This is a genomic window from Stappia sp. BW2 (genome assembly GCF_008107695.1).
In the GTDB taxonomy this organism is placed as follows: Bacteria; Pseudomonadota; Alphaproteobacteria; order Rhizobiales; family Stappiaceae; genus Roseibium.
In genome coordinates, this window is sequence record NZ_VIRG01000066.1 from 327,666 (window position 1) to 343,499 (window position 15,834).

General features: G+C 58.8%; 14 protein-coding genes. 9 read left to right on the plus strand and 5 right to left on the minus strand.

Features of this window, described 5'->3' with window-relative positions; translation table 11 throughout:
- Positions 1-26: 26 nt before the first annotated feature.
- Complete coding sequence (locus FMN63_RS13015) at positions 27-1,022, plus strand: YeiH family protein (RefSeq protein ID WP_148584396.1); 996 nt, start codon at positions 27-29, stop codon at positions 1,020-1,022.
- A gap of 184 nt (positions 1,023-1,206) precedes the next feature.
- The gene (gene metG / locus FMN63_RS13020) at positions 1,207-2,727 is read left to right on the plus strand and encodes a methionine--tRNA ligase (protein WP_148584397.1); all 1,521 of its coding nucleotides are present in this window, start codon (positions 1,207-1,209) and stop codon (positions 2,725-2,727) included.
- Between the two features lie 136 nt (positions 2,728-2,863).
- On the opposite strand, the gene dapA is transcribed toward metG, so the two are convergent.
- From dapA to FMN63_RS13035, 3 genes are all read right to left on the minus strand, one after another.
- On the minus strand, positions 2,864-3,751 hold the full coding sequence (gene dapA, locus FMN63_RS13025; RefSeq protein WP_148584398.1) for a 4-hydroxy-tetrahydrodipicolinate synthase: 888 nt from the start codon (positions 3,749-3,751) through the stop codon (positions 2,864-2,866).
- 132 nt (positions 3,752-3,883) lie between these two features.
- Entirely contained in the window at positions 3,884-4,168 is a 285-nt protein-coding gene (locus FMN63_RS13030; RefSeq protein ID WP_148584399.1) for a YciI family protein, read from the minus strand.
- 43 nt (positions 4,169-4,211) lie between these two features.
- Complete coding sequence (locus FMN63_RS13035) at positions 4,212-4,802, minus strand: TetR/AcrR family transcriptional regulator (RefSeq protein WP_162855027.1); 591 nt, start codon at positions 4,800-4,802, stop codon at positions 4,212-4,214.
- A 555-nt stretch (positions 4,803-5,357) separates the two neighbouring features.
- On the opposite strand from FMN63_RS13035, the gene egtB reads away from it, so the two are divergent.
- The 6 genes from egtB (at position 5,358) to FMN63_RS13065 (ending at position 12,971) form a co-directional block, all read left to right on the plus strand.
- Positions 5,358-6,623, plus strand: coding sequence for an ergothioneine biosynthesis protein EgtB (gene egtB, locus FMN63_RS13040; protein WP_209001104.1), 1,266 nt, complete (start codon positions 5,358-5,360; stop codon positions 6,621-6,623).
- Entirely contained in the window at positions 6,623-7,570 is a 948-nt protein-coding gene (gene egtD, locus FMN63_RS13045; RefSeq protein WP_205514002.1) for an L-histidine N(alpha)-methyltransferase, read from the plus strand. The genes egtB and egtD overlap by 1 nt, the downstream gene beginning before the upstream one ends.
- A gap of 260 nt (positions 7,571-7,830) precedes the next feature.
- Entirely contained in the window at positions 7,831-8,700 is an 870-nt protein-coding gene (locus FMN63_RS13050) for a MurR/RpiR family transcriptional regulator (RefSeq protein ID WP_148584402.1), read from the plus strand.
- A 58-nt stretch (positions 8,701-8,758) separates the two neighbouring features.
- A complete protein-coding gene (locus FMN63_RS13055; protein ID WP_148585563.1) occupies positions 8,759-9,721 on the plus strand; it encodes a TAXI family TRAP transporter solute-binding subunit in 963 nt (320 codons plus the stop codon).
- Between the two features lie 185 nt (positions 9,722-9,906).
- Positions 9,907-12,543, plus strand: a complete 2,637-nt coding sequence (locus tag FMN63_RS13060; RefSeq protein ID WP_148584403.1) for a TRAP transporter permease — start codon at positions 9,907-9,909, stop codon at positions 12,541-12,543.
- Entirely contained in the window at positions 12,540-12,971 is a 432-nt protein-coding gene (locus FMN63_RS13065; RefSeq protein WP_148584404.1) for a universal stress protein, read from the plus strand. The genes FMN63_RS13060 and FMN63_RS13065 overlap by 4 nt, the downstream gene beginning before the upstream one ends.
- A gap of 4 nt (positions 12,972-12,975) precedes the next feature.
- Here the strand turns inward: FMN63_RS13065 and FMN63_RS13070 are convergent, their stop codons facing one another.
- Positions 12,976-13,863: a LysR family transcriptional regulator gene (locus FMN63_RS13070; protein WP_148584405.1), complete on the minus strand. Its 888-nt coding sequence runs from the start codon at positions 13,861-13,863 to the stop codon at positions 12,976-12,978.
- 95 nt (positions 13,864-13,958) lie between these two features.
- Between FMN63_RS13070 and FMN63_RS13075 the strand changes: the two genes are divergently transcribed.
- Positions 13,959-15,218 carry a M24 family metallopeptidase gene (locus tag FMN63_RS13075; RefSeq protein ID WP_148584406.1) on the plus strand — a complete coding sequence of 420 codons (1,260 nt, stop codon included), beginning with the start codon at positions 13,959-13,961 and terminating at the stop codon, positions 15,216-15,218.
- Positions 15,219-15,235: 17 nt separating this feature from the next.
- Here FMN63_RS13075 and FMN63_RS13080 read toward each other — a convergent pair whose 3' ends face one another.
- On the minus strand, positions 15,236-15,820 hold the full coding sequence (locus FMN63_RS13080) for a hypothetical protein (RefSeq protein WP_286192684.1): 585 nt from the start codon (positions 15,818-15,820) through the stop codon (positions 15,236-15,238).
- Between the last annotated feature and the right edge of the window lie 14 nt (positions 15,821-15,834).

Here is a 15,834-nt window from a genome sequence, read left to right on the forward strand (position 1 = left end):
ACATCAACAAGGATCTAGAGCTTTTCATGGTTAGTCCATTGAAAGACCGGGCAAGCCGGCTGTTTCCGGGTATTGCGATTGCCGGCCTTGTCGCCATCGCGGCGCAGTTCCTCAACGAGCACTATGGTGCGCCGGCCATGCTGATGGCCATCCTGCTCGGCATGCCGCTGAATTTCCTGTCGGAGGAACAGCGTACGGGCGAAGGCATCGCCTTTGCTGCCCGAACGCTGCTGCGCATCGGCGTCGCCCTGCTTGGTGTGCGCATCAGCGTGGAAATGGTGCAGCAACTGGGCCTGCCGTTTCTGCTGCTGGTAATCCTCGGCGTTCTGGCCACCATCGGATTTTCGCTGCTGATCGGCGGGCTGTTCGGGCGGGACAGGTTGTTTTCGTTCCTGACCGGCGGGGCCGTCGCCATTTGCGGCGCCTCTGCGGCCATGGCCATAGGCTCGATCCTGCCGAAGCGGGAGCACGCCGAACGCGATCTTGCCTTCACGGTAATCACCGTAACGGTGCTCTCTACCCTTGCCATGATCTTCTATCCAATTCTCAGCTCCTATCTGGGCCTTTCCATGGATGCGACCGGCGTTTTTCTTGGCGGCACAATTCACGACGTCGCCCAGGTCGTGGGGGCAGGTTTTTCAATCTCCGAGGAAACCGGAGACCTCTCCACCCTTGTCAAACTCATCCGCGTCACCATGCTGGCCCCCATTGTGCTGGTCGCCGCGCTCATCCTGCGCAAGAGCTCCGAGCCGGGCAGCGCCCGTCCCCCGATCATGCCGGCGTTTGTCGTTGCCTTTCTGGTGCTTGCCGCGCTCAATTCGTTCGGTTTCATTCCCCAGGTTGCCAAGGATGCCGCCGGCCATGTTTCCCGCTGGGCGCTGCTGGCCGCGATTGCGGCGGTGGGCATGAAAACGTCAATTCCGAAACTGCTGGAAGTCGGCGGTCCGGCCATCTGGATGCTCGTCACGCAAACGGCGTTTCTGGCGCTCTTCGTCATTGGCGGGATCTGGTTGATCGGCTGATCTTTTCATCAGCCTTCCGGCACACCATATCAGCACGTGAAACCCCGGTTCTTTTCAAGGGCCGGGGCTTTTCTTGTGCGGGCGAGTATGGAATATAGCTCGCACCTCTTTTGGCGGAACGGCCGATGCGCCGTGACAAGCCGGACCGGACTTGTTTCCGCCCAAACATTTCGAAAGCGTTTGGATGAAAAGCTACATCACCACCCCGATCTACTACGTCAACGGTTCTCCGCATATCGGTCACGCCTTCACGTCCGTGATGGCCGATATCCTGAAACGCAACCGGCAGGCGCTGGGGTATGACATGATGCTGTCCACCGGCGTGGACGAACATGGGCAGAAGAACCAGGAAGCGGCGGAAAAAGAAGGTATGTCCGTTGAGACCTACCTGGACATGCGCTGCGCGGAATTCCGGGCCGTCTTCGACCGCCTGGATGTGGCTTACGACTATTTCGTGCGCACCAGCCGCGAAGGCCACAAGACGGCCGTTGCCGGAATGGAGCAGTCGATCTTCGACAAGGATCTGATCGTCAAGAAGAACTACACCGGCACCTACTGCAAGGGCTGTGAAGAGTTCAAGAAGGAATCCGATCTGACCGAAGACGGTCAGTGCCCGCTGCACCCGACCATGAAGGTGGAGCAGACGGAAGAGACCAACTACTTCCTGAAGATGGAGCCGTTCCGCGAGCGCCTTCTGCAGCACATTGCCGACAACCCGGATTTCGTTCAGCCCGAAGCGTTCAAGAACGAACTGAAGCAGATGCTGTCCGAACCGCTGGAAGATCTTTGCATCTCCCGGCCGAAAGCCCGCGTGACCCTTGGTATCGAACTGCCGTTCGACACCGAGTTCGTCACCTATGTCTGGTTCGATGCGCTGGCGAACTACCTCACCAACATCAACTGGCCGGAAGCAGGCTACGAAAGCTGGTGGGCGGAATGCGAGCATCTGATCGGCAAGGACATTCTCAAGCCGCATGGCGTCTACTGGCCGATCATGCTGATGGCCGCCGGTCTGCCACTGCCGAAGAAGCTGTCCGTGCACAGCCACTGGGTTGGTGCGGGCGGCGTGAAGATGTCCAAGTCCATCGGCAACGTCGTCGATCCGATCGAGGTGATCGAGAAGCTGGGTGTCGATGCCTTGCGCTGGTACCTCGCACGGCACATGCGCGCGGACAGCGACAGCCAGATTTCGGTCGACTTCATCACCCAGTCCTACAACACGGAACTGGGCAACAAGATCGGCAATCTGCTGTCGCGGGCAGCGAAGTTCTCCAAGGCCCGTTTCGACGGCAAGCTGCCTGCACCAGGCCCCCTGTCAGCCGAGGACGAAGCCATCCGCAAGTCCGTACTTGCGGCGACCAAGGGCATGGGCGAATGGATCAACCTCGCTGAAATTCCGGCGCGCGTGCAGTCGATCATCACCGTCGCCGACGAAATGAACAACTACTTCGCCGAACAGGCTCCCTGGGATCTGATCAAGAACGAAGAGACCCGTGAACGCTGCCAGACAGTGATCTACGTAACGCTGGACAGCCTGCGTGTCGTCATGGAAGCGCTGACACAGGTAATCCCGGCATCCGCCGACAGGGCTCTGGCCATGTTGAACGCACCGGCTATCGCCTGCCCGTGGAAACCGGAACTCGACCGGCTGGAAGGCAATAGCGATCTCGGTGAAATCGAGACGCTCTTCCCGCGCGTTCAGTAAGACGCGGCGAGGATAGAATGGAACGAAACCACCCGGCGGCAGCCGCCGGGTGGTTGAACCTGGTGCTCAAACATCAGCCAGAACCCGCCTTGCCCGCCAGAGTGAAGAAAGCGGCCCGCCTGTTTCTTCAGCTGGCCTAAGAAATCATCTCAAGACCGGCCACTTCCATGGCCTTGTCAATTTCTCGGCGCGTTGCCTCGGTAACCGCAGTCAGTGGCAGACGGACCTCTTCCCTGCAAAGCCCAAGTCTGGACAGAGCGTATTTGGCGCAGGCCGCGGGCGGTTCCAGAAACATCGCTGAATGAAGCGGCAACAGTCGATCCTGATAATCCCGGGCAAGGTCGAGATTTTCGGCAAGCGATGCTCTTTGGAAATCCGCGCAAAGGCCCGGCGCCACATTGGCGGTCACCGAAATACACCCCCGTCCACCGTGGGCATTGAAGCCCAGCGCAGCAGCATCCTCCGCACTGAACTGTAGAAACGCCTTGCCACAAAGGGCCCTTTGTTTGCTGACCCGCTCCATGCTGCCAGTGGCATCCTTGACGCCGACTATCCGTGGCCAGCGCGCCATCTCGGCCATGGTTTCCGGCAGAATATCGATCACGCAGCGCCCGGGAATATTGTAGAGAATGATCGGGATCGCGCTGTTGTCGTGAAGAACCTTGTAGTGGCTGAGCAGTCCTGCCTGGTTCGGCTTGTTGTAATAGGGCGTCACCACCAGCGCCGCATCCGCGCCAACGGCTTCTGCGTGCTGTAGCATGTCGAGGGACTGTGCCGTCGCGTTGGAGCCCGTGCCGGCAATAACCGGAATGCGGCCAGCCACGAGGTCGACGACACGCTTGATGATGTCCTTATGCTCGATCTTGGAGACAGTCGGGCTTTCACCCGTCGTCCCGACAGCAACCAGCCCGTCGCTGCCCTCGGCTATGTGCCACTCCACCAGACGCTCGAGCGCTTCGATGTCCAGGTTTCCATCCCGGAACGGCGTGACAAGGGCGGGAATGGATCCCTTGAGTTCGAGCATCTGACATCCTCCCGGAGCCATGCCGCATGAGAGCGCCGCCCCGTGTCCATCGATTGACTTGCGTAACCGATGTGCCACCAAAAGCTTGCTTCTGGCAACCTGCTCTGCCCTTGCATGAACACCTTCCTGCGGTCAGGCAGCCAGAAACTCCAGACGATCATCCAGACGTGCCGGGGTGATTTCCAGAATTTCGGCGGTCACGACGCCTTCCGCAACGAAGGGATCCTCGTCAACGAAAGCTTCCAGCTTCTCCAGGCTTGCGCCATGGGCCAGAATCCCGCCGCCACGGTTCGGCTGCAAACTGCCGACCATCAGGAAGTATCCTTCCTCGAAGCCGCGCTGGATCCAGGCCTTGTGACCTTCCATCAGCGCCCCTGCTCGGGCCTTGTCCGCAAAGGTCAGTGTCACGACAAACATATTCGTCTCCATTCCAGTTTATGTGAAAGGCAAAAAAGGGGGATTACTGGCTGCGTTTTTGATCCGTTGCAGCCACGATGCCGTCCAGCCAGGTCAGGATCTTCGACACCTCGCGCTCGACATAGGCTGGGTCCTTGAACGCCTGGGCGAGCGTCGAGACGCCCTGGCTCCAGCCAAGGACATGCAAGGCATTGTCCCTGGAGTTTTCACCGCAGCCGAGTTCCAGGAACTGCTGCTCGAGCCAGTCCCCAAACAGAGCCATGATCTCGTTCGCCCTGTCCCCGGAGGGGTGATCGATCTTGGCAAGTTCCGTCGTCAGTGTGCCAACGGGGCAGCCATAGGCCATTATCTTCGCCTGATTGACGATGACGATCCGGATAAAACACTCGATCCGGTTTCGTGCGCCGTCTGCCGTCTCGTCCCATTTGGCGAGCAGCTTTCTACGGTCCGACAATCGTTTGTCGATGACCGCGTCCAGGATCTCGTCCTTGGTCTTGAAGTGATAATAGAAGTTGCCGCGCGAGATTTTGACCGCTGCGGCAATGTCGGCAAAGGACGTCTGTGCAAAACCCTGGGCATAGAAAAGGCCGTCCGCTGCATCAATGATCTGTTGCCGCGTTTCAGTTGCCGCCACCAAATTCACCTCCTGTTGCTTTCTCCTACGCGCCTCTAGGACACTTGACCTAACCGAGAATTAGGACAATCGTCCAAATTCGTCAAGCCCATTCGGCCGTAGACGGAAGGCGCTTTAAAACAAGGGCGCAGACGCACAGGGAACACGGAAGCTTCGCGATGCTTCCTAAGCAGTTTCCGTACGATTTCGTTGCGCCTCACATCAATGTGAAAGGTGGTTGCAGTATCTCCTGACACACCCTGTCAGGAGATCTCATTCAGGATGCCAGCAGGCAACAACGCCGAAGCCACATGATCGCACCCCGAAAAAAACACCATCATTTTCAACAACTTGTTGAATTTACCAACAATCAAACCTCAAATGCAGATTAAATGAAACAATGATATTTTTCATCAACACCATGCAACCAACCTCTCTGACAGCGCATTTACGCACAGGGTGGGCGCAATTTCCGGCATTGGAATGTCACGTTCGCTGCCTATCTAAGGTCCGCTTGGTGGCAGACACAGGTTCGGCTGGAGGCACAGCAGCCGGTTCCCGCGTGGAGGGATATATATGACTTTGCTGGATGGGCGGATGCAGGATGCACCGCATTCCGACGTAACGGACCTGTTCGATCAGGTCAGAGCGCAAACACTTGCGCTCGCCGCCCCACTTACTGCTGAAGACATGGGGCTGCAATCCATGGAAGACGCCAGTCCGCCAAAATGGCATCTGGCGCATACAACCTGGTTTTTCGAAGAGTTTATCCTAAAGCCTTCCCTGCCCGGCTATCAGCCACGTGATGATCGCTTCGCCGTCCTGTTCAACTCCTACTATGTTCAGGCAGGGCCGAGGCACACTCGGTCAAAACGGGGTCTGCTTTCGCGGCCCAGCGCGAACGATGTGCTTGAATATCGCTCACACGTGGAAGACGCCCTGCGCGAAGGGCTGGTCGGCTACGCGTTTTCGCTGGATCAGGACAAGCTTGAAGACCTGATCACGCTCGGGTGTCACCACGAAATGCAGCACCAGGAATTGCTGGTGACAGATCTTCTGCATGCCTTTTCCTTCAATCCTCTGCTGCCTGGCTATGTCGAAGCGAAACCGGCTCCGGTGAGCGCGGTAGAGGATGCAGAGTGGATATCCTATGACGGCGGCCTTCTTGAAATCGGCCACGACGGCTCCGGCTTTGCCTATGACTGCGAAGGACCGCGTCACAAGGTCTGGCTGGAGCCTTACCGGCTAGCGGACCGTCCCGTCACCAACGGCGAATGGATCGCCTTCATGGAAGACGGCGGCTACACCAATCAGACGCTCTGGTTGATGGAAGGCTGGGCCGTTCGCGAAAAGAACGGTTGGGACAGTCCCCTCTACTGGTGGCAGCAGGACGATCAATGGTGGACCTTCACCTTGCAGGGCCCCCGGCCCGTCGACCTTGCCGCACCGGTTGTCCATGTCAGCTACTACGAAGCAGATGCCTTTGCCCGTTGGGCAGGACACCGGCTGCCGACGGAGGCCGAGTGGGAAGCAGCTGCAGAGCCTAGCCTGATCGACGGCAATTTTCTGGAAAACGGAGCCTTTCTGCCGGTTGGCCGCAGACCCGGGCTCTGGGGCGACGTCTGGCAATGGACCAGCAGCGCCTTCAGCCCCTATCCCGGCTTCAAACCGCCCGAAGGGGCCATTGGCGAATACAATGGAAAATTCATGGTCAACCAGATGGTTCTGCGCGGCGGATCCTGCGCAACGCCGAAGGAGCAGATGCGGGCCTCCTACCGCACGTTCTTCTATCCACACCAACGCTGGCAGATGCTCGGCCTGAGGCTGGCAGGAGACCTATGATGACCAAACATGTATCGCCTGAAGCGCAGGCAGATCTGTTTCGCGACGATATTCTTGCAGGGCTCCTGAAAGACCGGAAGGTCGTCAGCAGCAAATGGCTCTATGACGATGTGGGGTCGCATCTTTTCGAAGCGATCACGGAACTCGATGCCTATTATCCAACCCGGACCGAGATCTCGATCCTGGAACGGAACGCAAAGAAATACCGCCGGCTTCCCGGGGCACGCGGAGCAATGGTGGAACTTGGCAGCGGATCCAGCCGCAAAACCGACCTGTTGCTGGACGCCTTTCCGGATCTGTCCGTCTATATGCCGATCGACATTTCAGCCAATCACCTGAAAGCCGCAGCCGAACGGGTTCGCCGTGCCTACCCGTCCTTGGCTGTCATTCCGGTCGCCGCCGATTTTACACAGCCCTTCGGTCAGCTCCCCTTGCTGCCTGAATTGCCTGTCCTGATCTTCTTTCCCGGCTCCACGATCGGCAACTTCGAAAAATCAGAGGCAGCGGCCCTCCTGTCGAACATTCGCTCCGCCATGCCGGAAGCAAGCCTGATCATCGGGGTGGACCGGCCGAAGGACGCCCAGGTTCTGCAGGATGCCTATGACGATCCGGCCGGCATCACTGCGGCGTTCAACCAGAACCTTCTGCAACGGATCAACCGGGAACTGGACGGCACTTTCGATCTCGCCGCCTTTGCGCATAAAGCCGTCTGGAACGTCAGTGAAAGCCGGATCGAGATGCACCTGGAAAGCAAGGCACAGCAGACGGTGACCATCGCCGGTGAAACCGTTGCATTTGCGAAGGGCGAGACCATTCACACCGAAAACTCGCACAAATACAGCGAAGACGCCTTCGAAGGCATCGCCCACGAAGGGGGATGGCAGATTACCGACGTCGACAGCGACGAGAACAACTGGTTCTCCGTCTACACGCTACAGGCCGCCTAGTTCCGGCCATACAGACGAACAGGTGAGGCTACCCTTTAGCCTCACCTGTTCCCGAAGCCGTTCCCTCACCTTGGAGCCCCTTTGACCTGCGCGTTCCCGCGCGTGTTTCTTTTTCTGTGACAGCAGCTTCCGATCTCCAAGAAGACCTTGATGTGTAAAAAACACGCATGAATTACGTGCGTGCGGCACGGGAAGTTTTCGCGCACGAAACATTTGTTTCACAAATTGACAATGCAAAAAACAAATGAAACAGTAACCGGATGGAAACCATTTCGCCGCCCCATCTGCGTTCCGCCATTTCGGCCAATTATGCCGAGTTGAGCGATGCTTTGCGGACAGCGGCGGACTATGTTGCTGAAAATAAAGTGGAAATCGCCACCCGCAGCCTGCGATCCATCGCATCGGCCAGTGGTGTTTCACCAGCAAGCTACACAAGACTTGCCAGAGCCTTGGGCTTTTCCGACTACGAAGCGTTGCGTGAGCAGGCCCGGAACGAATTAAGCCATCGGGGGCGGGACACGTTTCAGGACAAGGCCAGGAAGCTTCGCTCCGATGCCGACCTGCCTTTGTTGCCGCGCCAGGTTTCCGCCTGCATCGACAACATCAAGGCGCTGGTGGACGACATCGACCCGGCGGTTCTGCACGCCGCAGTCGACCGGCTCAGCCAGTCCCGAAAGATCATCCTGATCGGTGCCCTCGCCTCTGCGGGTTTCACCGACTATTTCGCCTATCTGGCGAAGTGGTTCGACGACAGGTGGATTGTTGCCGGACGCAACGGAGCGACACTGGGCAGCACGCTTGCGAGTATCACCTCGGAAGACACGGTCATTGTCCTGTCCAAACACCCTTATGCCCACCGTTCGGTGCGTGCGGTCGAAGTGGCTGCAGGAAATGGTGCACAGGTGATTGTCCTGACCGACAGCCACACTTTCCCGGCATTACAATTCGCGACTTACCACTTCATACAACGCACTGATAGTCCTCACTTTTTCTCGTCTTACGCAGCCACGCTCGTGCTTATCGAAACCATCACAGGCATGCTGGTTGCGCGGGCCGGAGCCGAGGCGGAAGCCCGGATCCAGGAGGTCGACAGACACAATCGTCTGCTCGACGAATTTGAAAACGTCTAGCGTGGATCGCCATGCCGGACATAAGAAACGAAACAAAGGGAAGCCAAGTCAAATGATGATGAAACTGAACCTTGCGGGCGCCGTTCTGGCGACCAGCATCGCATTCTCCGGCGCAGCCTCTGCAGAGCAATTCATCACCATCGGCACCGGTGGTGTGACTGGCGTCTATTATCCGACGGGCGGCGCCATCTGCAGACTGGTCAACAAGGGCCGGAAGGATCACGGTATCCGCTGCTCCGTGGAATCCACCGGCGGGTCCGTCTACAACATCAACACGGTTCGCGCAGGCGAATTGGAATTCGGTGTTGCCCAGTCCGATTGGCAGTACCACGCCTATAACGGAACCTCGAAGTTCGAGGACAAAGGCCCGTTTGAAGACCTGCGCGCCGTCTTTTCCGTACATCCCGAGCCGTTCACCGTCGTTGCCCGCGCCGATAGCGGCATCAAGTCCTTCGAGGACCTGAAAGGCAAGCGCGTCAACATCGGCAACCCGGGCTCCGGTCAGCGCGGCACCATGGAAGTTCTGATGGAGGCCATGGGCTGGACCGCCGACGACTTCGCGCAGGCAACCGAGCTGAAGGCCGCGGAACAGTCTGCCGCCCTTTGCGACAATCAGATCGACGCAATGGTCTACACGGTTGGCCACCCGTCCGGCTCCATTCAGGAAGCCACCACCGCGTGCGATTCCAAGCTCGTGACCGTTGACGGCCCGGTCGTCGACAAGCTGATCGACGACAACAGCTACTACCGCAAGGCCACCATCCCGGGCGGCATGTACCGCGGCAATGATGAGGACGTCACCACGTTCGGCGTCGGCGCGACCTTCATCACCTCCGCGAAGGTTGACGATGAAGTCGTCTATACGCTGGTCAAGTCGGTCTTCGAGAACTTCGATGCCTTCAAGAAGCTGCATCCTGCGTTTGCCAACCTGACGCCGGAAGAAATGGTGAAGGACGGTCTGTCCGCACCGCTGCATCCGGGCGCTGCGAAGTACTACAAGGAACAGGGCTGGATCAACTAAGCCCTTCATTCAATGCGGGCCCGGTCATTATCCGGGCCCGTTTCTCAGCTGCGGCCCATTGACCGACAGGCGGGCCAAGGCATTTCATATATCAATTGACAGATGCCACGGCCAGCGTGGTTTTCGGGTGCCAGCCTCGCGCAACACATCCGTTGCGCTTCAGCCGGAAGACCGGGGGGAACTTCATGTCTGAGCAGAACCAGCCGAACGAACGGGACCAACGACAGGGACTATCCGAAGAAGAACTTCAGGAACTCGTAGCGTCCTCCGATTCCGGGTCCAGAAACCCTGCGGGATCCGTCGGGCTGCTGATCGCCGGCGTTGCACTGATCTGGTCCTGTTTCCAGGTTCTGCTTGCCTCCCCCATCGTCTATTACGTGCTGCCGTCCGACATCATCAACAACAGCCGTCAGTTTCACCTGGCCTTCGCAATGTTCCTGGCTTTCATGGCCTATCCGGCGCTTACGAGCAGCCCGAGACATCGCGTCCCGATCCAGGATTGGGCTCTGGCAATTTTCGGCGCCTTCATTTCGCTCTACGGTTTCTTCTTCTACGAAAAGATCGTTGCCAATGGCGGGCTTGCGGACAACATGGACAAGTGGTTCGCGCTTGCCGGCATCGTTGTTCTGTTTGAAGCCGCGCGCCGGGCGCTAGGCCCGGCCATGGCCATCGTCGCAACCGTTTTCCTGCTCTACGTCTTCTTCGGCTCTTCCGAATGGGTTCCGGAGGTCATCCGCTGGAAGGGCGCTTCGCTGCAAAAGGCGATGAGCCACATGTGGATCACTTCGGAAGGAGTCTTCGGCATCGCGCTCGGTGTTTCCACCAAGTTCGTCTTTCTGTTCGTGCTTTTCGGTGCCTTGCTGGACAAGGCCGGAGCGGGCAACTACTTCATCAAGATGGCCTTCGGTGCGCTTGGCCACCTGAAGGGCGGCCCGGCAAAGGCAGCCGTCGTCGGCTCTGCGGCCACCGGCCTCATTTCCGGCTCGTCCATCGCCAACGTTGTCACAACGGGCACATTCACCATTCCGCTGATGAAACGGGTCGGCTTCACGTCCGAGCAGGCAGGCTCCGTCGAGGTTGCCTCTTCGGTGAACGGTCAGATCATGCCTCCGGTGATGGGAGCCGCCGCCTTTCTGATGGTCGAATACGTCGGCATTTCCTATGTCGACGTGATCACCCACGCCTTCCTGCCGGCCGTGATTTCCTACATCGCGCTCGTCTATATCGTGCACCTGGAAGCCGTTAAGCGGAACATGCCCACCATCGGGCACAAGTCCGTCTCAACCCTGCGCACGATCATCGGCATGTTCGTCTTCTTCGCCGCCTTTGCAGCGCTTTGCTACAGTGTGCAATATCCGGTCGGCTGGGTTGTCGCCCTTGTACCGGAAGGCGCGTCCTGGGTTCTTGCACTGCTGGTTTTCGTTGCCTATCTCGCCCTTCTGAAACTGGCCGCAAGCGTCGACGATCTTCATCCAGATGATCCCAACGCAAAAGAAATCACGCTTCCGGATATTTCGCAGATCTACAAGGCAGGCCTTTACTACCTGCTGCCGATCGTCGTTCTGGTCTACTTCCTGATGATCGAGCAGAAGTCGCCTGGCCTTTCCGCCTTCTGGGCAACGGCACTGCTTTTTGCGATCCTTCTGACACAGCGCCCCATCAAGGCGATCTTCCGCGGTGAAAGCGAGACCGTCGAAGCCTTCAAGGCAGGTGTCGTCGACCTCGGTCACGGCATGATCGACGGTGCGCGCAACATGATCGGCATCGGTCTTGCCACGGCGACCGCCGGCATCATCGTCGGCACGGTCACACTGACCGGTATCGGCCAGGTGATGGCGGATCTCGTCGAGTTCGTCTCAGGCGGCAATCTTGTGCTGATGCTGATCTTCGTCGGCATCCTGTCACTCGTGCTGGGCATGGGGCTGCCGACAACAGCCAACTACATCGTCGTGTCTTCCCTGATGGCCGGTGTGGTGGTCGAACTCGGCGCGCAATCCGGACTGATCGTGCCGCTGATCGCCGTCCACCTGTTCGTCTTCTACTTCGGCATCATGGCGGATGTGACGCCACCAGTGGGGCTAGCCTCCTTTGCCGCGGCGGCGGTGTCGGGGGGCGATGCGATCAAGACAGGGTTCACCGCATTCTTCTATTCCCTGCGGACCGTCGCCCTGCCCTTCGTCTTCATCTTCAACACCGATCTTCTCCTGATCGACGTCACGGTCACCCAGGGCATACTCGTCTTCATCATGGCGACGATAGCGATCCTGGTGTTTACCGCCGGCACGATGGGCTACTTCCTTACCAAGAACAGGATCTACGAAAGCGTCGCCCTGGTGCTGGTTGCCTTCATTCTGTTCCGTCCGGATTTCTTCATGAACCGGATCCAGCCTCCGTTCGAGATCGTCTCTCCGGACCATTTCGTCCAGGCGGTTGGCGATGCGCCCACAGGAAGCGAAATCCGACTGGTGCTGAGCGGCCCGGACTTCGATACCGGCAAGACGATGGAAACGCGCATCGCGATCACGCCCGGGAGCGAAGACGGCGGAGAAGCGAGGTTGCAGGCGCTTGGCCTGACGACCATTGAGGAAGACGGCGTTCTGAAGCTGGATGAACCCTTCCCGGGAACGCCCTACTTCGAGCAGCTTGGCACCTTCGACTTCTATGGTGACGAACCGGTGATCGTGAAGGAAGCCCGGCTCGAGGCCGATCAGTGGCCGAAGGAACTGATCTATATTCCGGGGCTGCTGTTTCTCGCCATCATCTTCCTCCTCCAACGCGCCCGTGCAGGCCGGACCACCCGTGAAGAAGGAGCAGCGGCATGACGAAATCCATCCTGTGCGCCCTCGATGTTCAGCACGAAAACGACACCATGGTGTTGCAGACGGCTGACAAGCTTGCCCGTCTGGACGATGCCCAGCTCGATGTGATCACCGTTGTTCCGAGCGCCGGCATCAATCTTGTCGCCTCCTACTTCGATGAGAACTTCCAGGGCCAGATGGTGGCGGACACCCAGAAAAAACTGGTCGAGAAAGTCTCAAGCATTCTGGGGGCGGAAAGAAACAGCGAAATCCGTCATCTGGTCGCCACCGGCTCGATTTACGAGGAAATCCTGGAAGCGGCAAAAAAGACCGGGGCGGACCTGATCGTCATCGGTTCCCACCAGCCGCATTTGAGCGAATTCCTGCTCGGGCCCAATGCGGCCCGGGTCGTGCGTCACTCCAAGTGCTCGGTCTATGTTGTGCGCGACTAGGGTATCAGCCGACTGAAAGAAGTGCGTCTTTCATCCGCTCGGCTTCCACGCCGAGCGGCCGCATGTTCGGCCAGGCAATGAAATAACCCATTCCCGTCTTGAGCGTGGCGCTGTCCAGCGGCACGAGGCGGCTGGAGGAAATCTCCTCCTGCAACAACGGCAAGGCGCCGAGCGCGAGCCCCTGCCCCTTCAAGGCGCGCCCGATGGACTGGTTGTAGCTAGCACATACGTGAACAGGCCAATTCTTGAGTTCCGTTCTCCCGGTTCGCTGGATCCAGCCCGGCCAGTCGATCCAGTTTGGCGCCAGACGCGGGTAATTGAGAAGCGATGGCGATAGTCCGTTCCCGCCGTGCAGCACATGCTCGATAACCTCCGGCGTCCCGACCGGGGTCAGAACCTCCTGAAACAGCAGTTCCGACTGCCAGCCCGGAAACCGGCCGTCGCCATGCAGGATGACAAGGTCGTGCTCCGGTTTGAGGAGGTCCCCCAGGTCGTCTGCCGTTGCCAGATTGAACAGACAGGCCTCTTCGGAAAGCGCAAAGTCCTTTAGCCTCGGCTGAAGCCAGAAGGCAGCGAGTGCCGTTACGGACGCAATCCGCACGACGGGCCTCTCCGGCACTTTCAACGCGCTCAGCGCCTGTGTCAGATAGTCCAGCGTCATGCCTGTCTTCTCAGCAAGATATGTCCCAGCTTCCGTTGGCTGAAGCCTTCGGCCGGACCGCTCGAACAGGTCAACGCCCAGCCACTCTTCCAGCTGCCGGATGCGTTTGGAAACGGCGGCCTGGGTCACGAAGAGTTCTTCGGCGGCCTCTGTGAAATTCAGATGACGCATGGCGGCTTCGAAGAAGACCAGCGTGTCGAGCGGCGGAAGGGACTTTCGATAGGCTTGCATTACCAAAAGTTATCTAACGACCCGAATTTTTCCAACCTTTTAAAGCGTCATCGACCGCTCGATATTCCAGTCAGTTGAACTGGAGACGATGACAGATGGCGGAACTGGACTGGCATGCGGAGCGCAGCGACCTTCAGGGTCTGGCGCAGCTCGACCGGGCACCCGAGGTGGACGGCATAGACCTTGTGGCCGTTCGCACATACCGGCAGCAACGTGTCCGTCAGAAGATGGCCGAATATGGCGTCGACGCGGTGATCCTGTCCGATCCGGTCAACATCCGCTATGCGACCGGTACGCGGAACATGCAGGTGTTTTCCATGCGCAATGCGCCGTCGCGTTACCTGCTTTTGACCCAGAACCGCGCCATTTTGTTCGAGTTCACCGGCTGTCTTCATCTTGGCGAAGGGTATGAAACCGTCGATGAGGTCCGTCCTTCGAAAACCGCAAGTTTCGTTGCCGCAGGGCCTCATATTGCTGAACGTGAGCGCGCCTGGGCCGCGGAGATGGCGGATACGATCCATGAGTTGACGGGTCTGAAGGATGCCACAGTGGGATTGGAACGACTGAATGCGGGCACAGCCATCGCCCTGAAAGAGGCCGGTCTCAACGTGGTTGATGCCCAGCAGCCCGTGGAAATGGCGCGCGCGATCAAGTCACCGGAAGAAATGAAATGCGTGATTGCCTCCTTGCGCGCAACGGAGATTGGCGTCGGCAAGCTGCGCGAGGCCATCCGCCCGGGGCTCACGGAGGCCGAACTCTGGTCGGTGCTGCACAAGTCGATCATCGAGCAGAACGGCGACTACGTCGAAACGCGGCTCCTGAACGCGGGATCGCGCACCAATCCGTGGTTCCAGGAAACATCGGACAATGTCATTGGAGAGAACGAGCTGATCGCTCTCGATACGGATGTCGTTGGCTGCCACGGTTACTACGCAGACTTTTCCCGAACCTTCCATTCCGGCCCGGATCGGCCGACAGTCACCCAGCGCGAGCTTTACAAGGTTGCCTATGAGCAGGTTCACCACAACATGGGTATTCTCAAGCCCGGCATGAGCTTTCGTGATTATGCCGACCGGGCGTGGAACATCCCCGAGCGCTACTATGCCCACCGTTACTACCTGTCCGCCCATGGCTGCGGCATGACCGGCGAATACCCTTACCTGTATCACCACGGCGATTTTCCGGATGCCGGCTATGACGGTATCGTGGAGCCAGGCATGACGCTTTGCGTAGAAAGCTTCATTGGCGCGGAAGGGGCGAAGGAAGGCGTGAAGCTGGAACAGCAGGTCTTGATCACCGGAACAGGCATAGAGACCCTGTCCCGGTTTCCGTTTGAGGCACATCTGCTGGTTTAGGGTATGGACCTAACGGCTCAGCTGCGAAGCGCCAGGAACAGGGCGAATGCACCGACGAGTACAAGGCTGGAGGCCCAGACGCGGTCAAGATTGAACCACGCCTTTTGCAAAAACCTTAGGCCCAACCAGCAATAGACACCGATTGCAAGAACACCGCCGGCAAATGCCATGGCGAGCGTGTGAACCGCTGCGACCAGCAACGCCATCCTCACATCCGCCCCCATGAGCGTGCCAGCCGCCGCGTGGCCCGCCTCCTGCTCCATCGCGCAGATGCCAAGATAGATCGGCACGAGCATCAGCCCCGCCCCATGGGCGATTGCCACCAGAAAGGACCATAGGCCGAGCTTTGCCGGTGAGATCCTGGCCAGAAAGCGCGGATGGCGATCGGTGATCAGCAGGTAAAGCCCCATGCCGATCACCAGACAGGCGGCGCTAATGCGGATTTCCCGCTCCAGGTTCACCAGCGTGACCATTGCCGAAAAGGGCAACAGAACAACCAGCATCGCCGCCAGATGTCCGGCCGCCAGCAGGATCAGCGCACGCGGCAGGGCCAGCGCACGCTGCTCCATCAAGGCGGCCGACACAGCCAGGGGCCATCCCATGCCCGGGTTCAGGC

Excerpts from the sequence above, each read along its gene's own strand:
- FMN63_RS13060 (WP_148584403.1), top strand. The coding sequence starts at position 9,907 with ATGTCTGAGCAGAACCAGCCGAACGAACGGGACCAACGACAGGGACTA.
- FMN63_RS13075 (WP_148584406.1), top strand. The coding sequence starts at position 13,959 with ATGGCGGAACTGGACTGGCATGCGGAGCGCAGCGACCTTCAGGGTCTG.
- FMN63_RS13030 (WP_148584399.1), bottom strand. The coding sequence starts at position 4,168 with ATGTTTGTCGTGACACTGACCTTTGCGGACAAGGCCCGAGCAGGGGCG.
- metG (WP_148584397.1), top strand. The coding sequence starts at position 1,207 with ATGAAAAGCTACATCACCACCCCGATCTACTACGTCAACGGTTCTCCG.
- FMN63_RS13065 (WP_148584404.1), top strand. The coding sequence starts at position 12,540 with ATGACGAAATCCATCCTGTGCGCCCTCGATGTTCAGCACGAAAACGAC.
- FMN63_RS13055 (WP_148585563.1), top strand. The coding sequence starts at position 8,759 with ATGAAACTGAACCTTGCGGGCGCCGTTCTGGCGACCAGCATCGCATTC.
- egtD (WP_205514002.1), top strand. The coding sequence starts at position 6,623 with ATGACCAAACATGTATCGCCTGAAGCGCAGGCAGATCTGTTTCGCGAC.
- egtB (WP_209001104.1), top strand. The coding sequence starts at position 5,358 with ATGACTTTGCTGGATGGGCGGATGCAGGATGCACCGCATTCCGACGTA.
- dapA (WP_148584398.1), bottom strand. The coding sequence starts at position 3,751 with ATGCTCGAACTCAAGGGATCCATTCCCGCCCTTGTCACGCCGTTCCGG.
- FMN63_RS13080 (WP_286192684.1), bottom strand. The coding sequence starts at position 15,820 with ATGGGATGGCCCCTGGCTGTGTCGGCCGCCTTGATGGAGCAGCGTGCG.
- FMN63_RS13015 (WP_148584396.1), top strand. The coding sequence starts at position 27 with ATGGTTAGTCCATTGAAAGACCGGGCAAGCCGGCTGTTTCCGGGTATT.
- FMN63_RS13050 (WP_148584402.1), top strand. The coding sequence starts at position 7,831 with ATGGAAACCATTTCGCCGCCCCATCTGCGTTCCGCCATTTCGGCCAAT.
- FMN63_RS13070 (WP_148584405.1), bottom strand. The coding sequence starts at position 13,863 with ATGCAAGCCTATCGAAAGTCCCTTCCGCCGCTCGACACGCTGGTCTTC.